Here is an 18129-nt window from a genome sequence, read left to right as displayed (position 1 = left end):
CCCGGGGGTCTTCATAGGCCTCGTCACCGACGAAGGAGACGATGCCTCGACGCGCGCACGCAGCACGCGTGCTCGACGGAAGCCATTTGTGCTCCGTCCTCGCCCGACCCACGCGCGGGGCAGACAACGATGTCTTGAAAAGGAACACACCATGAAATCGCGAGTGTTAACCGCGAAAGTAGCGATCGTCGCGACGGCAGCAGCGACCGCTGCCGGAATCATCGGGATGGTGACGCCGGCGCACGCCCAGGCGCAGATCACGCGCGTCTGGACAGAAAACGCCCGATACCTGCCCAACCAGAGCGTCGACGTGACCGCCCAGGTCACCGGCGCATCACACGTCCGATTCCGCCTCATGCACCTGGGCGAACAGGTCATGGCCTCGGACGATCGGCCCGTCGACGGATCCGGGCGCGCATCCTGGGAGTTCAGCGCCCCCGACCGCGACTACACCGGCTACGTCATCGAAGCCGACTCGGACAACGGCGCGCAGGGCGAGACCGCGCTGGACGTGTCCTCCGACCCGTATCGCTACCTGCGCTTCGGGTTCCTGGACTCCTACCCCGAGGGCATGAGCGGGGCGGACCAGCAGAGGATCGTCGACGACCTCGCCCAGAAGTACCACATCAATGCCCTGCAGTTCTACGACTGGATGTACCGCCACGAGGCACCGGTTCCCTACGACGGAAACGGCGTCGCCCCCACCTGGTCCTCGTGGGGCGGGGAGAAAATGTCGCGAGACACCATCACAGGACTCATTAACGCCGCCCAGTGGCGTTCCGTCGAGGCCTACCCGTACTCCATGAGCTACGCGGCGCTCAACGGCTACGAATCCTATGGGGTGAGCCCCGACTGGAGGCTAACCTACCGCTCGAGCGGCAGTCCCTGGTCCTTCGAAATGCTGGCGAACCGTCCGGACTCCACCCTGTGGATCATGGACCCATCCAACCCTGCGTGGCGCTCGCACATCGTCTCCCAGTACGTCCACCAGAGCGAGGACATTGGGTTCGACGGGACCCACCTCGACCAGCTTGGCGACTGGGGCCACAGCGAGGATCACCAGGGAGGAATGGCGACAACCGGAGGCGTTCCGGTTGATCTGCCCAAAGCCTTCGGCACGCTCATCGATCAGACCATGGACGCCACCGGGAAACCCGTCGGAATGAACGCGGTGGACGGCTTCGGCATGGACCACATGGCCGCCGGATCCGCGACCTACGAGTACACGGAAATGTGGGACTCCCACGAACGCTACGAGGAAGTGCAAAACTACCTCCAGCAACAGCGCATCCTGTCGGGGAACAAGCCCGCCGTTGTCGCCGGATACGTCAACAACAAGTGGAACAACGGCCCCGGGTACGAGGCCGAAGCATCGACCGTGTCGCGCACGGGCGTGCAGGTGGCTACCGATCACCGCGATTACTCAGGTACGGGATTCATCGACCACTTCGGTGAGCGTGGAGACTCCGTGACCTTCCGCGTCCATGTGGACGCCTCGCGCAACTACGGCCTCGTCCCGCGGTGGTCCAACGCCACGGGAGACATTGCGGCGCGAACCTTCTCCGTCGACGGGCGTGTCGTCTCGCGGAACGTCCTTCTTGGCCTCACGCAGGACTGGGACCACTGGAACATTGAGGGAGGTACTTGGGCGTATCTCACCCAGGGGGACCACACCGTCACGATCAGCGTCGATGAGGGCGACTATGGGTACATCAACCTCGACGAGCTGCACATCAACTCCTTCTCGACCCCCTCCGTCCAGCTGTTCGACGCGGCACTCGCGGCCAACGGCGCCAGCCACATCGAGATGGGGCAGGGCGACCGCATGATTGCCGCCGCCTACTTCCCGGATCGCACCAAGTGGATGGACGAGGAGCTGACGCAGTGGATCAGTCGCTACTACGACGTCACCACCGGCTACGAGGAACTGTTCTACGGGCCGACGCTGCGCCCCCTCGACGACTCGATCGTCGAGATCCCCGGATACAACGTGTCGCGCAACGGCCTGAAAAACACGATCTACGCCCGCGTCATGCGCTCGGGCGGAATGGATGTCATCCACCTGATCAACCTGCTTGGCAACGACGAATTCTGGCGCGACCCGGGCAATTCGGTGACGGACACGGGATCCTTCACTGTGCGCTACCACTACGGTGACTCGCCCACGCCGGGCACCGTCTACAAGGTCACCCCGGACACCGAGCGCGGGACGAGAGCCGTTGCCCTGCCCTCAAGGCTCGGCACCGACGAGGCGGGCAACTACGTCGATATCGACGTCGACAACCTCCATGCCTGGGATGTCCTCTACATGGGACAGAACACGGCCGGCAACGGCAACGTTGTGAACCAGGGGCAAAAGTGCATGGACGTTCGAGAAGGAGCATCCGCCAATGGGACGCCCATCCAGCTCTACGATTGCGCCTCGGTCCCGGCCCAGCGCGTCACCTACGACGGCAACACGCTGTCCGTCATGGGCAAGTGCGTCGACCTCGAATATCAGGGGACCGAGAACGGGACCTACACCCACCTCTGGGACTGCAACGGCGCGCCCTCCCAAACCTGGCACTACACGCCGCGCAACCAGTACTACAACCCGCACTCAGGCAAGTGCCTGACGCTGGACGCAGACCACTACGCGAACGGTAACCGCCTGACGGTCTGGGACTGCAACGGCGGGGCGACCCAGAAGTGGAGCAAGCCGCAGTAGTGCCTCAGTAGTAGTAGGGGTAATCCTCCCAGCGGGGGGCGCGGTGTTCGAGGAAGGCGTCGCGCCCCTCCTGGGCCTCGGCCGTCATGTAGGCCATGCGCGTGGCCTCGCCCGCGAAGACCTGCTGGCCGGCCAGGCCGTCGTCGGCCAGGTTGAAGGCAAACTTGAGCATGCGGATGGCCTGCGGGGACTTTGTTGCGATGGTCGCGGCCCACTCCAGGGCGGTCTCCTCGAGCTCGGCGTGGGGGACGGCCCGGTTGATGACGCCCCAGCGCTCGGCAGTTTCGGCATCGTAGCGCTCGGCGAGGAAGAAGATCTCGCGTGCCCGCTTATCCCCGGCCTGGCGGGCCAGGAGCGCCGAACCGTAGCCTGCGTCGAAGGATCCGACGTTCGCGTCCGTCTGCATGAAGGCCGCGTGCTCGATGGAGGCGACCGACAGGTCCGCGACCACGTTGAGGGAGTGACCGCCGCCAGCTGCCCAGCCGGGGACGGCCGCGATGACGACCTTCGGCATCGTGCGGATGAGGCGCTGGACCTCAAGGATGTGCAGGCGTCCGGCGCGCGCGGGGTCGATCTGCTCGCGGCGCTGGGCGGTGGCCGCCTCGGGGTCCGCGCCCTCGACCTCGTAACGGTAGCCGTCGCGGCCTCGCACCCTCTGGTCGCCGCCGGAACAGAAGGAGTATCCTCCGTCGCGCGTCGAGGGGCCGTTGCCCGTCAGGATGACGGCCGCGACCGAGGAGTTCTGGCGCGCGTGGTCGAGCGCGCGGTACAGCTCGTCGACGGTGCCGGGGCGGAAGGCGTTGCGGATGTCGGGGCGATCAAAGGCGATGCGCACGACCGGCATGTCGGCGCCCTCGGGGCGGCCGTCGGCCTCAGGGCCGCGCGAGATGCCGCGATGGTAGGTGATGTCGGCGAAGTCGAATCCCTTGACCTCGCGCCAGCGGGTCGGGTCGAAGGTGTCGGACACGAAGGGGAGAGCACTCATGTGTCGGATTCTAATCGACGAGGCAGTGGCAGGCGTTGGGGCGTGCGTGCTCGAGAGGGGTGGCGGCGTTGCCGACCAGCCTCGGCTGAAGGACACACGCGGGGCTATGGGGTGCGCAACCTAGCCAATCGGAACAAAGGCTACTTGCTTGTAACCGTTTTATATGGCGTCTAGACACTTGGAGGTGTGTCCTGCGAGACGTGCCTGCTTGCCACGTGTTCAACCGCTCCAAAGAGTCTGTCACTTTGCGGCACTTACTGCGCAATTGGTTACAAGTTGATGCGTGTTGGATTTGTCGATAGCGTGAGGTTGCGCGACAATATTACCGGTAAGTAAGGAGGGTTCTTGTGAACGCAGCGCAGCAACCGACGCTGATGCGCATCCCGATGCGCACGCTCAGCCGTCAAACGCGTTATGCCCTCGAAGGCGTCGACGACATCCTTGTGTACAAGGTAGGGATGACGACGCGCTTCCGCGGCGTGACTCGCCGCGAGGGGCTCCTCCTGCACGGACATGCCGGTTGGGGAGAGGCTGCGCCCTTCTGGAACTATGACGATCTGGAGTCCTCGCGCTGGCTGGCCGCAGCCCTCGAGTCTGCTCGCCGTTTCCCGCCGGTACCTCGACGCAAGTTCGTGCCCGTCAACGTCACGATCCCCGTCATATCGCCGGAGGAAGCCCACGAGCGCGTGAAGGGCTCGGGCGGGTGTGCGACCGCGAAGATCAAGGTTGCGGAGCCCGGCGTCAGCGTTGGGCGGGACTGTGCGCGCATCGCCGCCGTCGCCGACGCCCTGCGTGAGACCGTGGGCGGGCAGGCGATGATCCGCCTCGACGCCAACGGCGCGTGGGAGGTCGATCAGGCTCGCGAGGCAATCCCGGCAATGGCTGCGGCCGCCGGCGTCGTTCCCATCGAGTACGTCGAGCAGCCCTGCCTGACGGTGGATGAGCTGGCCCAGGTGCGCCGATCCGTGGACGTGCCGATCGCTGCCGATGAGTCGATCCGCCGCGCTGAGGACCCCCTGGAGGTGGCCCGCAAGGAGGCCGCCGACGTCGTCATCATCAAGGTTGCGCCACTCGGAGGCGTGCGCGCCGCACTCAAGGTTGCCCGCAAGAGCGGCCTCGGCGTCGTCGTGTCCTCCGCCCTCGAGACGTCCGTCGGCCTGTCGGTCGGCGTCGCCGCTGCTGCCGCCGTGCCCGGTGTGCCCCGGGCAGCCGGACTAGCCACTGCCTCGTTGCTGGTGGGCGACGTGACCCAGCCCCTGATTCCCGAACGTGGCTGCCTGCCCGTGAGGCGCCTCGAGCCGGACCAGGAGCTCATCGACCGCACCCCGGTCGACGGCGATCTCGTCTCCCGCTGGGGTATGCGCCTCGAAGGCATGGCTGAGCACCTGAGGGTGGGCTCCCGGTAGGCTGGGCGTATGCCCTCCGTCGATACCGCCAGCGCTATCCTCTCGTCCCTGGATACCCTGGGCGTCACGCACGTCCTGTACTGCCCGGGTTCGCGCTCCGCGCCCTTCGCCTACGCCCTCGAGGCGGGGTCTTTCAGCGGGGATGCGCGCCCCATCCTGGATGAGCGCGGCGCCGGTTTTGCGGCTGTCGGTCTGGCGCGAACCGGAGCGCTGCCCGCCATCGTCGTCACCTCCGGCACCGCCGTCGCCGAGCTGGCCCCCGCCGTTCTCGAGGCCTCGCACGCGCGCCTGCCCCTGCTGGTCGTGAGCGCCGACCGCCCCGGCGAACTGCGTGGCGTTGGAGCCTCCCAGGCGACCCACCAGTCCGGCTTCTTCGGCATGCACGTGCGCGCGAGCATTGATCTGGAGCATCAGGAGGCCTCGCCCTCCCTGGTCGGCCACCTCGCCCGCGCGGTCGCGGCCGCCTGCGGGGCGCCGAGCGGTACGCCCGGGCCCGTGCAGATCAACGTCGCCTTCCGCGACCCGCTGACCCCCGTCCGTCCCGCCTCCGACTCAGGGGACGAGGTCGGGGCGTCGTTCGTCCCTCGGCCGACCCGGGTGATGGGCGCGCCTGCCGTGCCCGCGCGATGGGAGGACGTGGTTGGTCCTGCCGTCGCCGGTCTGATTGTCGCGGGTGAGGGGGCCTCGCCCCGTGCCCGCGAGTGGTCGGAGGCCTCTGGCTTCCCGCTGCTTGCTGAACCGGCGTCGGGCGCGTGGCGCGGCGGGGGAGTGACCCCCTTCGAGCAGTCCCTCGTCAGCTCGCCGCTCGGGCGTGAGGTCGACGCGGTCGTCGTGACCGGGCGCCCGACGTTGTCCCGCCCGATTCAGGCTCTACTCGCGTGCCCCGGCGTGCGTGTCGTCGTTGTCGATGCGCACGCCCCGTGGGTGGACATCTCGGGCAACGCCTCGGTCGTCGTCGCCGACCTCGAGCCAGCTCGCGAGCTGATCCGCGCCGCTCAGGCCGAGTGGGCCTCTCGCGTGCGCGAAGCCGCTCGTGACGCCGACGAGCGCATCGAATCCCTGCTCGCCTCCGGCTCCGGGCGCACGATGCTTGACCTCGCTCGAAGCGTTGCCGCCTCGACGAGCGGCCCCCTCGTGCTGGGCGCCTCCAACCCCGTGCGAGCCTTCGACCTCGCCGTCCCCACGCTGGAGGGGCGCATCGTCCACTCCAACCGGGGACAGGCCGGCATCGACGGCACCGTCGCGACCGCCGTCGGTATCTGCATGGGCTCCGGATACGCGGGCGAGGCCTCGGCCCCCGCGGGCGAGCGCGTCACCGCCGTCATGGGCGATCTCACGGCCTGCCATGACGCCTCCTCCCTCGCCCTGGCGGCGAGTGTGGATGCTCACCTCGACATCATCGTCGCGGACGACCAGGGTGGCGGCATCTTCGCCACCCTCGAACACGGGCGCGCCACCAGCGCCGAGGCCTACGACCGTTGGTTCGGCCTCGCTCAATCGGTGGACTACGAGGCGCTCGCGGCCGCGTACGGCGTGGCCTTCGTGCGAGCCGACGCACCTCGGGAGCTGGAGTCGTTGCTCGCCCACCCCGCCAACGGACCGCGTTTGATTCACGCGCCCGTCGAGCGCGCCGCGCACCTGTACCCGGCCGTCCGCGACGTACTCTCATGACGGGACGCGTGTTCGCTGTGAGGTTGAACGGTTTACAGGAAACTTCCAGGGTGCTTTCAGTGGCCCTTTGAGGAAACGGCCCATACTGGTGGGCAGATAACGAACTGACACCAGAGGAAACCATGACTCAGCCTCATATTCCGGCCCACGACGGCGACTCGGCGCGCGACGCTGAGACGGCCTCGGCCCCCAGCTACCCGCAGCGCTCGACGGCTCAAGACCACTCGGCCACCCAGGAGCTTCCGGCCGCGCAGGACGCCACGCGCGAGATGCCCTCCGCCACGACGATCCCCGCGCCGCCCGCTGGCACGGTTCCGCCCGCCTCGGCACCGGCTGCACCCGCCGCGCCGGGCGCCCCCGCCGTGCCGGCGGCCCCCGCCCCCTCCGCCCAGGAAGCCCCCGCGTCCGGCGGCACATACTCCGCCCCCTCTGGCGAGCCCTACGGCGGATACGCGGCCCCGGCCTCGCCGGACGCCTTCGCGTCGCCCACCGTCATCGTGACGAAGAAGGGCCCGGGCTGGGTCGCCCTCCTCGGCGCGATGCTCCTGACGATCGGCCTGACCCTCGGTGCCGTGTTCTATGCGCGCCCCGCGATGCTGCGCGCGTCTACGCCCACCAACCTCAACGGGGGAACGGTGGCCACCGTGCCCGTCTCGAATGGCTCCGGGACGGACTGGACGGACGTCGCCGCCGCTGTGTCGCCCGCCGTCGTGACCATCCAGGCGCAGGGCGCGTCCTCGGGCGGTACCGGCTCCGGCGTCGTTTACGACGCGCAGGGCGACATTGTCACCAACTACCACGTCATCGCGTCTGCCCTCGGCGGGGGACAGATCCAGGTGACCCTCGCCGACGGGCGCCTGTACAGCGCCGTGGTCGTCGGCCACGACAAGACCACCGACCTGGCCGTCATCCGCCTGGAGAACCCGCCCTCGGACCTCACCGTCGCGCGCTTCGCGACGTCGGCGAACCTCGAGGTCGGTGCCCCCGTCATGGCGATCGGCGCGCCCCTGGGCCTGTCGAACACGGTGACGACCGGCATCGTCTCCGCGCTCAACCGCCCCGTCGAGGTCTCGATGGACGAATCCGCGACCTCGGAGGACGGCACGCAGGCTTCCTCGGATCTTGTGGTGACGAACGCGATCCAGATCGACGCGTCCATCAACCCCGGTAACTCGGGTGGCCCGCTCTTCGACGCGAGTGGCGCGGTCATCGGCATTAACTCCTCGATCAAGTCGCTCTCCTCGTCCTCCGACGGGCAGGCGGGCTCGATCGGCCTGGGCTTCGCAATCCCCTCCGACCTGGTCGTGTCCATCGCGGACCAGCTCATTGCCTCCGGCAGCGCCTCGCACGGCATGCTTGGCGTGACCGTCAAGGCCGCGACCACGACCGTCGGCTCCGACACCTACGTGGGCGCCGAGGTCCAGGACGTCTCCGCAGGTTCCGGCGCCTCCGCGGCGGGCATCCGTGCAGGCGACGTCATCGTCAAGGTTGAAGGCCAGGAAGTGACCAGCCCCAAGCAGCTGATCGGCTACGTGCGCCGCTACAAGGCCGGTGACACCGTCACCATGACGATCGTGCGCGACGGCGCCACGCAGGATGTGTCCGTGCGGATTCAGTGAGCTGCGCGCGCTGACGAGGCCCGTCGTCCCCGTGAAGGGGCGGCGGGCCTTTGCACGTCGACGAGTCGCTTAAACCCCGAGGGCGTCCAGGAGCGGGCGCATCTTCGCTTCGGTCTCGGCGAGCTCGGCGTCCGGGTCGGAATCCGGCATGATGCCGGCACCGGCGAAAAGGCGCAGACGAGTGCCCGAGGTGAGTCCGCAGCGCAGCGAGATCGCAAACTCGCCATCGCCCGCTGTGTCGACCCAGCCCACGGGCCCCGAGTAGCGGCCGCGCTCGGTGTCTTCCAGCTCTTCGATGAGTCGCATCGCCGCGGGGCGCGGGGTGCCGCACACGGCGGCCGTCGGATGCAGGGCGGCCACCAGATCCAGGAGGTGGGCCTCGCCCAGGCGTGCGTGCACGTCCGTCGCCAGGTGAACGACGTTGGGCAGCGACAGGAGGAACGGCCCCTGAGTCGTCACCGAGGAGCACAGCTGCATCAGGATCGAGGACACTGACTCGGAGGCCAGGTCGTGCTCGCGTAGATCCTTCGCGCTCGACGCGAGCATCTCTCCCTCGCCGGGCTTGCACGTGCCCGCCAGGACGCGAGAGCTCGCCGTACCGTGCGAAGCCGCGATCAGCATCTCCGGGGACGCTCCCACCAGCGAATCCACGCAGAAACGCCACGTCGACGGATACAGATCGCTCAGGCGCTCAAGCAGGAAACGCTCGTCGAATCCGTGTGGGCACCGCACCGTCATATCGCGCGCCATGACGGCCTTGTCGGCGGCCCCATCGCGCAGGCGCTGCGCCATCGCTCGCACCGAGTCGCGCCACTGGCCGCGCGACATCGACCCGTGACCGAAGGTCAGAGACTCCGGCACGCGCGGCGCGGGCCTCGCCTCGGCCAGGGCCTCATCAACAGCCGCCAGCGGATCCGGGGCGTCCCCGATACCCGCCGTGATCGCCCAGCGGGCCCCGGCCTCGTCGATGAGAGTCAGCGCGGGCACGAAGGCAACCGAGCGGGCGGGGGAGCGGAACGCGAAGGACGCGAAAAGAACGGGGGAGGGGGCTCCCTCGACGCAGGATGAGGCGGGGGCGGCCTCCCACGCGCGGCGCACGTCGGCGATCGCACCCGGGGTCGCGGACTCGATCGTGAGCGCCCGTCCCAGGCCGATCATCTGACGGCGATCACCCAGCCAGGCGGAGCCCCCGGAGTCGGGAAGCAGAGACGTCAGTGAGCAAGTAGACCCCGGGTGCTGCGGGGGTAGGACCAACGCCCGAAAGACGAGGCGCGAGCATCCGAAGTCGTTGTGCATGGGTTCCATGGTAGGAGCAGGGGCGGCGGCGCGCTGGAAGACGTGCGAGTATTGACGCATGACTGAATCCCAGCGCGCGGACCTGAACAAGGATCCCAAAGAGATCGCCTCGATGTTTGACTCCCTCGCCTCGCGATACGACGTGATGGATGCGCTGATGACGGGCGGTTTGGACAGGGTGTGGATGACCGCCCTGCGTAAGGCTGTCGCCCCCCACCCCGGCGAACGCATCCTCGACCTGGCGGCCGGCACCGGCGCCTCGTCGGCCGCGCTGGCCAAGGGCGGTGCCGAGGTCGTCGCCTGCGACCTGTCCGAAGGCATGATCGAGGTCGGCCGTGAGCGCCACCCCGAGATTGAGTTCGTGCATGGCAACGCCATGGACCTGGACTTCGAGGACGGCTCCTTCGACGCGGTCACCATCTCGTGGGGCCTGCGCAACATCCCGGACCCGGAGCTCGCGCTGCGCGAGATGGCGCGCGTCGTGCGCCCGCGCGGCCGCCTCGTGGTCCTGGAGTTCTCCACCCCGCCTTCGCGCGTCTTCCGCGGCATGTACAACGCCTACCAGTCGACCGTCATGCCTGCGATTGCGCGCCTGGTCTCCACGAACGACGGCGCCTACGACTACCTGGTTGAGTCGATTCGTGCGTGGCCGGCCCAGGAGGAACTCGGCCGCATGATCGCCGCCAACGGCTGGAGCGAAGTCGAGTACCGCAACCTCACCGGCGGCATCGCCTGCATGCACCGCGCGGTCAAGCCGCTGCCGTAATTTTTCGATACTGACGAGGCCGGGGCAACAAAGATGGAAATCGAGAGCAGGGCGATGAGTAGGCTGCCTGAAGGCTACGTGAATCCCATGTCTCAGACCTACGGCTCGGACAAGGACCTGACGCCCGCGAAGCGTGAGGACGACGGATGGGATCCCCGCCAATGGTGACCCCCACCCACAAGGTCTCACGCGTCTCGCTCGCTGTTGCCTCTGCGTCAGCTTTCGCCCTGGGACTTGTCGCAGTTCCCGTTGCCCCGGCGCAGGCCGCGGATACCATTACCGCAGCCGATCAGCCCTACTTTGCGTACTATCACCTCGAGCAAGCGAGAGCTAAAGGCTACACGGGTCAAGGTGTCACGATCGCGATGATTGATGGGCCAGTTGATGTGACTGCTCCGGAGCTGCGTGATGCACACATTACCGATAAGAGCCCATGCACTGTCGACGCAAGCATAGAAAGCAAGAATCACGGTACTGCGGTTGCGTCCGTATTAGTTGCCGGTGAATATGGCGTAGCGCCGAAGGCTTCTCTACTGTCGTACGTGAATGTGGATAAGACGAGCGCTGTGGGGAGTGACTGTGTAACCCCTGAGGGACTTGACCTCACCTCCGTCGCATCTCTCATCAATCATGCGATTAACGATGGTGCGTCAATCATTACTAATGCAACAGGCTCGAAAGACCACGGTAACGGGATAAAGTGGGCAGTCGCCCGAGCTATTAGCCAAGGGGTTATCATTACTGACGCCATTGGTAACGAAGCTCGAGATGAAACCGCAGATGGACTGTCGTATTGGTCAGGTGTCGTGGGTGTGTCTGCGGTTGATACAAACGGTGCGCGGGCAACATATTCCTCCTGGGGACAGGGGGTCACAACTGCGGCGGTGGGCGGTCCGTTAACTGCTCGTGAGTATCCGAGCGGGTCGTTAGCTCAAAGTAATGGAACATCCATTTCCACCCCCATCGTTGCAGGATTCCTCGCAATGGCTCGCCAGAAGTGGCCCGATGCGACGTCGAACCAGCTGCTGCAGCTGCTGATACACACGACCGTCAACCCGGACGGCGGCTGGAATCAGTACACCGGCTACGGCGTCGCGAGCCCCGCGACGATGATGAATACCGATCCCAGTCAATACCCCGACGTCAACCCCCTCGCGGACAAGGGAGGCGGGTCCAGCCCGACCCCCGAGGAGATTGCGCAGTACGTCGACGGCGTCGTCCCACCGGCGGAGATCGTCTTCGACAACTCCTACTCGTACCGCGGACTGGACGAATCCGTCCTCGGTGCAACCACAAACCCGTACCCGACACACCTCGGTACGAGCCCGCGCTACCACGCGAAGTAGAAGAAACCTGCGAGACGCAGTGATAGGCCGGGGCCCCTTGTGTGGGGTCCTGGCCTCTCGCGTTGGGTACGGAAGGCGCAGCCGCGCCGCTGGGCGGGGCAGAGGCGCACACCCTCGTGCGCGTGACGTGCGCCTCGCCCCGGCCTCGTCGTTAGTTCTTCGGCGCGCGGCCCCGGGTGAGCTTCCCCAGTTCCAGGTAGCCGGGCAGCGGCTTGTTCATGGCCTTGTTCGCGAAGGCGACGGGCGCGCCGTTCGGCAGCGGGTTCTCGACGCGGATCACGGCGGTCAGCTTCTGCGCGGAGTCGTTCGACCGGAACTTCTCGGGCAGCGGCAGTCGCGCGGTCACCTTCCCTGTCTGGTCCGGGAGGATCGAGGGCAGGGTGGACTCGATGGTCTGGGTGGTCACGATCTCATTGTTCTCATCGACGAGGATGACCTCGAGCGGCCACGTCGCATAGAACGGGGCGACGCCCGTGTTCTTGATCTCCACGACCACGGTGGCCTTCACCTGGTTGTACGTCACCGACGTGCGGGTCTCCTGCAGCGTGTAGCCCATGGCGGCGCTCGCGGCCTTGGCGCGCGTCAGCTCGCCGCCGATGGGGGCGTGCTGCCATGCGTCCTCCTCGCCCTGCTTCTTCAACCTGGGGATGAAGTGCCAGCTGGTCCCCTCCAGGGTCGCTTAGCCGAGGGAATCATCGTAGTAGCCCATGCCGTGAGCCTTCGTGACAGCGGTGGGGTAGCGGCTCGTGTCCGTGCCTGCGTCGATCAGGTATTGGGGCATCCCGGTCTTTTTGCCGGGTGTATCCAGGGTAAAACGGATGACGGCCTGGTGACCGCGAGAGGCGATCGCGTCCAGGAGGGCGTCAACCTTCGTGAGGTCGTAGGTGTCGCGTCCGGTGACGACGGTGTTCACGGGGAAGGGTGCCCATTCGAGCGTGTAGGGCAGGGCGTTGCGACCGTTCCGGGCGCCCTCCCGTCCTCGGGCGCCCACGGCATGAAGCCCTTCATTGGGTTCGAGACCGGGGCGGGTGCGTCTTTCAGATCGGTCCACTGGGGTGTGGCGGCCGACGAGGCCGTGGCCGGCAGGGTGGCACCCACCAGTCCTGCGGTCGCCGCGAGAGCGATGGCGATGCGAGTAGATGTTCTCATCGCGAGGTCCTTTCAGTCATGAGTACTGCGGCTGGGGACAGGTGCGGCGTGGGCGCGTCGCGTGGAGTCTGCGTGTGCGACGGTGCAGTGACGTGCGAGCGAGGACTCCACGGCTGTCAAGTGAATCATGTTGTCATCAATGCGTGCAATATTACGGAAAAGTGTGTCGGTAAGTGATTTTATGACAAGTGTATGTGTGTGGGTGTGTGGGCTGTGTGTTGCGGCTGATGTGAGGGGGTTTGTCGAGGCTATTTGTTAAGGGTCTTGCATAAGTGGGGTGATTGAGCGCATAATGGTTGCGTCAAGGAAGACCTCCCGCCCAAAAGGAGAACCCATGAACGCGCCATTACGCGTCGGTGTTGTCGGACTTGGGGCCCGATCATCAATCGCTCACCACCTCGCGTCGGTCACCCACCCTGCAGTCCTCGTCGGAGGATGCGACCCCAACCCCGCAATGCGGGAGCGCGCGACGCGCACACTCGGGGAGGGGCAGTGGGTGGCCACGCTCGAAGAGCTCCTCGGTCTGTCGATCGACGCCGCCATTGTCACCAGCCCCGACGACACCCACGAGGATGTCACCTGCTCGCTGCTCGAGGCAGGGGTCGCGGTCTTCCTCGAAAAGCCGATCGCCATCACGATCGAAGGAGCCGACCGAGTCCTGGAGACCGCGTACCGGACATGCACGCCCCTGTACGTCGGCCACAACATGCGCCACATGGACGTGGTGCGCACGCTGCGCCGCGTCATCCAGGAGGGGCGCATCGGCGAGGTGAAAGCGATCTGGTGCCGCCACTTCGTCGGCAACGGAGGCGACTACTACTTCAAAGACTGGCACGCGGATCGCAGCCGCACGACGGGCCTCCTTCTGCAAAAGGCAGCGCACGACATCGACGTCATGAACTGGCTGTCCGACTCGGTGCCCACCCGCGTCGTCGCAATGGGAGACCTGATGGTCTACGGGGCGCTCGCGGACCGCAGCGGCCAGAGCGACGGAGCGGTCATGGAGGACTGGTTCTCCTTCGATAACTGGCCGCCCGAGACGCAGACCGGATTGAACCCGGTCATCGACGTCGAAGACCTCTCCATGCTGCTAGCGCGCCAGGAAAACGGCGTCATGATCTCCTACGAACAGTGCCACTTCACCCCGGATTACTGGCGTAACTACACCGTCATCGGCACGCGCGGCCGAGCCGAAAACTTCGGCGACGGCGAAGGCGGGAGCGTTCGCGTGTGGGCGCATCGCAGCGGCTACGAGCCCGTTCCCGACCTCGAGATCCCCCTGCGCGGGGACGCGGGTGGCCACGGCGACGCCGACGTGAACACCATGGACGAGTTCATCCGTTTCGTCGTCAACGGTGACGTCACGGACACGACGCCTCTCGGCGCGCGCGAGGCAGTCGCCGCCGGAGTGGCCGCCACGACCTCGCTCAGGGGCGGAAACGTCCCCGTGGACGTGCCTCGAGTCCGCCCTGAGATCGCCGAGTATTTCAACCGAAACCAGCTGCGATAGCACCCCCATTCCTCAGTCATTCCACACACCAGGAGAACAACAATGTCGTGTACTCACGATGAAATCGTCAGCCAGCCCGACCTGTGGCGCCGCGTCGCCGAGCTTTCCACGGACCCGCTGCCCGCCGACGGCGAGCACATCGCCGTCGTTGGATGCGGCACCTCGTGGTTCATCGCGCAGGCCTACACCGTGTACCGCGAGCGGGCGGGCAAGGGTGCGGGAGATGCCTACACCGCCACCGAGTTCCCGTGGGGACGCACGTTCGATCGGGTCATCTGCCTGTCGCGCTCCGGCACGACGACGGAGATCATCCAGGTCATGAAGCGCCTGCACGAGGAGGGCCGTCCCGCGCTCCTCATCACCGCGGTGGCGGGCGGCCCTGCCGCCGAGTACGCCAGCGAGGAGGTCGTCCTCGACTTCGCCGACGAGACCTCCGTGGTCCAGACCCGATTCGCGACGAGTGCCCTGCAGTACTTCCTCGGCTCCCTCGGACACGACGTCGGGGCCTCGGCCGCCGACGCTGAGCGCGCGCTGGCGATGGAGATTCCTTCGCGCTGGGTCGACGCGGATCAGATTTCCTTCCTCGGCACGGAATGGACGATCGGACTGGCCGCGGAAGCCGGACTCAAGCTGCGTGAGGCCTCGCAGTCGTGGACCGAGGTCTACCCCGCGATGGAATACCGCCACGGCCCCATATCGATCGCCCAGCCCGGACGCCTCACCTGGGTCTTCGGCCCGGTCCCGGACGGCCTCGCCGAGCAGGTCCACGAGACGGGCGCGGAGCTCGTCACATTCGACGGGTGCCCGATCGCTCACCTGGTCCTCGCTCAGCGCCTAGCCGTCGAATGCGCACTCGCGCGCGGCCTCAACCCCGATACGCCCCGCAACCTCACCCGATCCGTCATCCTGCCGTGAACACGCTGGGAGTCGGAGTCGACGTCGGCGGAACCACCATCAAGGCGGTTCTCGCCGGCGATGACGGGGTTGTGCGCGAGCGCGTCGATCCGGCACCGACCCCGCACACCGGGGCCGAGGACGTTGCCCGGGTGGTCGCGTCCATGGCGAAGCCCCTCCTGGCACTCGCGGGTCCGGGGGCCGCCCTGGGAGTGTGCGTGCCGGGGATCGTCGATGAGGAACGAGGCATGGGTGTCTTCTCCGCCAACCTCGGCTGGCATCGCGCGCCCCTGCGTGACCTTATCGCCCACCTGTGCGGGTGCCCCGTCGCCTTCGGGCACGACGTGCGCTCGGGGGCCCTCGCCGAGGCCCGCTGGGGCGTGGGCGTCCCCGACTGCCTCTACGTGGCAGTGGGGACAGGGATCGCCTCGGGCCTGGTACTCGGCGGCCACCTGTCCCCGTCGCGCCCGTGGACGGGTGAGATTGGGCAGGTCGGTGTCGCGCACCCCGCCACCGGAGTGACCGTTCCCCTCGAGTCGGTGTCCTCGGCCTCGGCGATCGCCGGGAGGGCCGCGGACGCCGGGATCGTCCCCGAGGGGGCGGGAGCGCGCGACGTGGAAGACGCGGCCGTCACGGGTAGCCAGGAGGCGGTGCGGATCCTCGACGAGGCGATGGGCGCCCTCGGGCACGTCCTCTCCGTCGTCGCCCACCAGGTCGGATCCATCCCCATCGTCCTGGGCGGTGGGCTGTCGCGCGGAGGAGAACTCATCTACGGGCCGCTGCGCCGGGCGCTCACGCTCGGCTCGATCGTCGCACCCCCGCCCGCGCTGCTGCGCGCCCGCCTCGGGGCCGACTCGCAGGCCCTCGGCGCGGTCGCGCTCTCCCTCGAACTCGAGGAGGTGTACGCATGATCTACACCGTGACCCCCAACCCCGCGCTGGACATCACCTGGGGCGTGCCCGGGTGGGAACGCGGATCCACGACGCGCGTCACCGACATCATGGAGAGCCCCGGCGGGAAAGGCCTCAACGTTGCCCGAGTGGCGGACCAGCTGGGTGCCTCGGCGTGTGCCCTGGGTCCCCTCGGCGGTGCGACCGGAGAACGGGTTCGCGAGCTCTTCGCGAGCCTCGCACCTCGGGTGCAGACCCGCTGGGTAGCCTCCCCGGTCCCCACGCGCAGGTCCGTGGCCCTCGTCGATGAGCAGGTGTCGATCTTCAACGAGGCCGGGCAGGCCCCTCCGCGTGAAGTGTGGTCCCGCTGCGCCGAGTTCCTCGCCTCCGTGCTCACGCCCGGCGATGTCTGCGCGATCTGCGGGTCACTCCCGGGAGACAGTTGTGCCAGCGATATCACCCCCATTTTCGAGGCAGCGAAAGCCTCGGGTGCACGCATCATCCTGGACACCTCCGGGACCGCCCTCGTCGACGCCGCCTCGTATGCGGATGTCCTCAAGCCCAACGAGCACGAGCTACGGGCCGTCACCGGATGCTCAACCATCGACGAAGGAGCGCGCATGCTCCTGGGACTCGGGGCCTCCTGGGTGTTCGTCTCCCGAGGTGCCGACGGCATGGACCTGTACTCGCACGGCGGATCATGGTACGCCTCGAGTGACCCGACAATCACCGGAAACCCGACCGGGGCAGGCGACGCTGCGGTGGCAGCAATCGCGACGCACCTCGAAGGGCGGTTGCTCATGACCGAAAATGACGGCGTCATGGCGCTCACCGACGCGGTCGCCACCTCGACGGCCGCAGTTGTGCGCCCAACGGCGGGAGAGATCGACATGAGCGTGCGCGCCAGCGTTCTTCAATCCACGGCGCCCGTCCGCCTCTCGCCCTTGCCCATCCACTAACCTCCACCATTTTCAGACCAACGAAAGGAGCGAATAATGCTCGCAGATACCGCAGAACTCGCCCGCGACGCAGCGCAGCGAGGGCAGGGTCTGGCAGCCTTCAACGTCGTTCTGCTGGACCACGCCGAGGCGTTCATCGACGCGGCACAGGAGGCGCAGCTGCCCCTGGTCCTCCAGCTCTCGCAAAACGCTGTGGCGTACCACGGAGGCCGACTCGCACCGATCGGACGGGCGCTCATCGAACTCGCCTCCGAGGCCACCGTCCCCGTCTCCGTCCACCTGGACCACGCCGAATCGACCGACCTGTGCCGCGCAGCCGTCGACCTGGGCTTCACCTCAATCATGTACGACGGCTCCGTCCTGCCCGATGACGTCAACCGGGCGACGACCGCGGCGATGGTCGAGATGGCTCACGCCTCGGGGGTAAGCGTTGAGGCTGAGCTCGGGGAAGTCGGAGGAAAGAACGGCGTCCACGATCCCAAGGCGCGCACGAAGCCCGAGGATGCCGCCCAGTTCGTCGCCGACACGGGTGTCGACCTCCTGGCCGTTGCCGTCGGCTCCTCCCACGCCATGGCCACGCGAGACGCGGTCCTGGACACCGAGCTTATCGCCGCCATCAAGCGTGCCGTCCCCGTCCCCCTCGTCCTGCACGGCTCCTCCGGCGTGCCCGACGACGGAATGGTCGCCGCGATCAACGCGGGAATGACAAAAATCAACGTCTCCACCCACCTCAACGTCGTGTTCACCAGCCGCATCCGCGACATCTTGCTGCACGATCCAGGCCTGGTTGACCCGCGCAAGTACGTCGGCCCCGCAACCGGAATCGTCCGCGACGAGGTGCGCCGCCTCATGGAGCTCTACGCCCCATGGTGCGCAGTCGCCTGACGCAATGCATCAGAAAGGCGGGTGGCCCGGTGGCCACCCGCCTTTC

Annotated in this window: 16 protein-coding genes; 11 read left to right on the top strand and 5 right to left on the bottom strand. The window is 67.2% G+C overall.

The features are described 5' to 3' along the window. The first annotated feature begins 151 nt into the window (after positions 1-151). Positions 152-2707 carry a glycoside hydrolase family 66 protein gene (locus FOC40_RS09905; RefSeq protein ID WP_004565569.1) on the top strand — a complete coding sequence of 852 codons (2556 nt, stop codon included), beginning with the start codon at positions 152-154 and terminating at the stop codon, positions 2705-2707. Positions 2708-2711: 4 nt separating this feature from the next. Here FOC40_RS09905 and FOC40_RS09900 read toward each other — a convergent pair whose 3' ends face one another. Further along, on the bottom strand, positions 2712-3692 hold the full coding sequence (locus FOC40_RS09900) for a 1,4-dihydroxy-2-naphthoyl-CoA synthase (RefSeq protein ID WP_004565570.1): 981 nt from the start codon (positions 3690-3692) through the stop codon (positions 2712-2714). Between the two features lie 374 nt (positions 3693-4066). Between FOC40_RS09900 and FOC40_RS09895 the strand changes: the two genes are divergently transcribed. The 3 genes from FOC40_RS09895 (at position 4067) to FOC40_RS09885 (ending at position 8388) form a co-directional block, all read left to right on the top strand. Then, entirely contained in the window at positions 4067-5098 is a 1032-nt protein-coding gene (locus tag FOC40_RS09895) for an o-succinylbenzoate synthase (RefSeq protein ID WP_004565571.1), read from the top strand. 9 nt (positions 5099-5107) lie between these two features. After that, a complete protein-coding gene (menD, locus tag FOC40_RS09890; protein ID WP_155844145.1) occupies positions 5108-6769 on the top strand; it encodes a 2-succinyl-5-enolpyruvyl-6-hydroxy-3-cyclohexene-1-carboxylic-acid synthase in 1662 nt (553 codons plus the stop codon). Between the two features lie 122 nt (positions 6770-6891). Next, positions 6892-8388, top strand: a complete 1497-nt coding sequence (locus tag FOC40_RS09885) for a S1C family serine protease (protein WP_155844144.1) — start codon at positions 6892-6894, stop codon at positions 8386-8388. A 69-nt stretch (positions 8389-8457) separates the two neighbouring features. Here the strand turns inward: FOC40_RS09885 and FOC40_RS09880 are convergent, their stop codons facing one another. Continuing rightward, positions 8458-9744 (bottom strand): isochorismate synthase, encoded by a 1287-nt coding sequence (locus FOC40_RS09880; RefSeq protein ID WP_004565576.1) that lies wholly within the window; start codon positions 9742-9744, stop codon positions 8458-8460. Between FOC40_RS09880 and FOC40_RS09875 the strand changes: the two genes are divergently transcribed. Continuing rightward, positions 9743-10450: a class I SAM-dependent methyltransferase gene (locus FOC40_RS09875; RefSeq protein WP_004565577.1), complete on the top strand. Its 708-nt coding sequence runs from the start codon at positions 9743-9745 to the stop codon at positions 10448-10450. The two genes, FOC40_RS09880 and FOC40_RS09875, sit on opposite strands and share 2 nt — an antisense overlap. Positions 10451-10596: 146 nt before the next feature. Further along, entirely contained in the window at positions 10597-11796 is a 1200-nt protein-coding gene (locus FOC40_RS09870) for a S8/S53 family peptidase (protein ID WP_331251205.1), read from the top strand. Between the two features lie 151 nt (positions 11797-11947). Here the strand turns inward: FOC40_RS09870 and FOC40_RS10755 are convergent, their stop codons facing one another. From FOC40_RS10755 to FOC40_RS10745, 3 genes are read right to left on the bottom strand one after another with little or no spacing between them, the layout of a single operon-like run. Continuing rightward, positions 11948-12436, bottom strand: coding sequence for a DUF4832 domain-containing protein (locus tag FOC40_RS10755; protein ID WP_004565580.1), 489 nt, complete (start codon positions 12434-12436; stop codon positions 11948-11950). Between the two features lie 39 nt (positions 12437-12475). Then, positions 12476-12709 (bottom strand): hypothetical protein, encoded by a 234-nt coding sequence (locus tag FOC40_RS10750; protein WP_231126010.1) that lies wholly within the window; start codon positions 12707-12709, stop codon positions 12476-12478. Continuing rightward, on the bottom strand, positions 12706-12945 hold the full coding sequence (locus FOC40_RS10745) for a hypothetical protein (RefSeq protein WP_231126009.1): 240 nt from the start codon (positions 12943-12945) through the stop codon (positions 12706-12708). The genes FOC40_RS10750 and FOC40_RS10745 overlap by 4 nt, the downstream gene beginning before the upstream one ends. A gap of 334 nt (positions 12946-13279) precedes the next feature. Here FOC40_RS10745 and FOC40_RS09860 point away from each other — a divergent pair, with 334 nt between their 5' ends. Genes FOC40_RS09860 through FOC40_RS09840 form a run of 5 tightly spaced genes read left to right on the top strand, consistent with a single transcriptional unit; the run spans position 13280 to position 18083 of the window. After that, complete coding sequence (locus FOC40_RS09860; protein ID WP_081445532.1) at positions 13280-14455, top strand: Gfo/Idh/MocA family protein; 1176 nt, start codon at positions 13280-13282, stop codon at positions 14453-14455. 42 nt (positions 14456-14497) lie between these two features. Further along, positions 14498-15370, top strand: coding sequence for an SIS domain-containing protein (locus tag FOC40_RS09855; RefSeq protein WP_004565584.1), 873 nt, complete (start codon positions 14498-14500; stop codon positions 15368-15370). Continuing rightward, positions 15367-16260, top strand: a complete 894-nt coding sequence (locus tag FOC40_RS09850) for an ROK family protein (RefSeq protein WP_004565585.1) — start codon at positions 15367-15369, stop codon at positions 16258-16260. Before FOC40_RS09855 ends, FOC40_RS09850 begins: the two co-directional genes overlap by 4 nt. Further along, positions 16257-17198 carry a 1-phosphofructokinase family hexose kinase gene (locus FOC40_RS09845; protein WP_003792217.1) on the top strand — a complete coding sequence of 314 codons (942 nt, stop codon included), beginning with the start codon at positions 16257-16259 and terminating at the stop codon, positions 17196-17198. The genes FOC40_RS09850 and FOC40_RS09845 overlap by 4 nt, the downstream gene beginning before the upstream one ends. Positions 17199-17234: 36 nt before the next feature. Beyond that, positions 17235-18083: a class II fructose-bisphosphate aldolase gene (locus FOC40_RS09840; RefSeq protein WP_003792218.1), complete on the top strand. Its 849-nt coding sequence runs from the start codon at positions 17235-17237 to the stop codon at positions 18081-18083. The last annotated feature ends 46 nt before the right edge of the window (positions 18084-18129 follow it).

The organism is Schaalia odontolytica, from assembly GCF_009730335.1.
GTDB lineage: Bacteria > Actinomycetota > Actinomycetes > Actinomycetales > Actinomycetaceae > Pauljensenia > Pauljensenia dentiphila.
The sequence above is the reverse complement of the archived record's forward strand: the minus strand, read 5'-3'. Positions and strand labels throughout refer to the sequence as shown.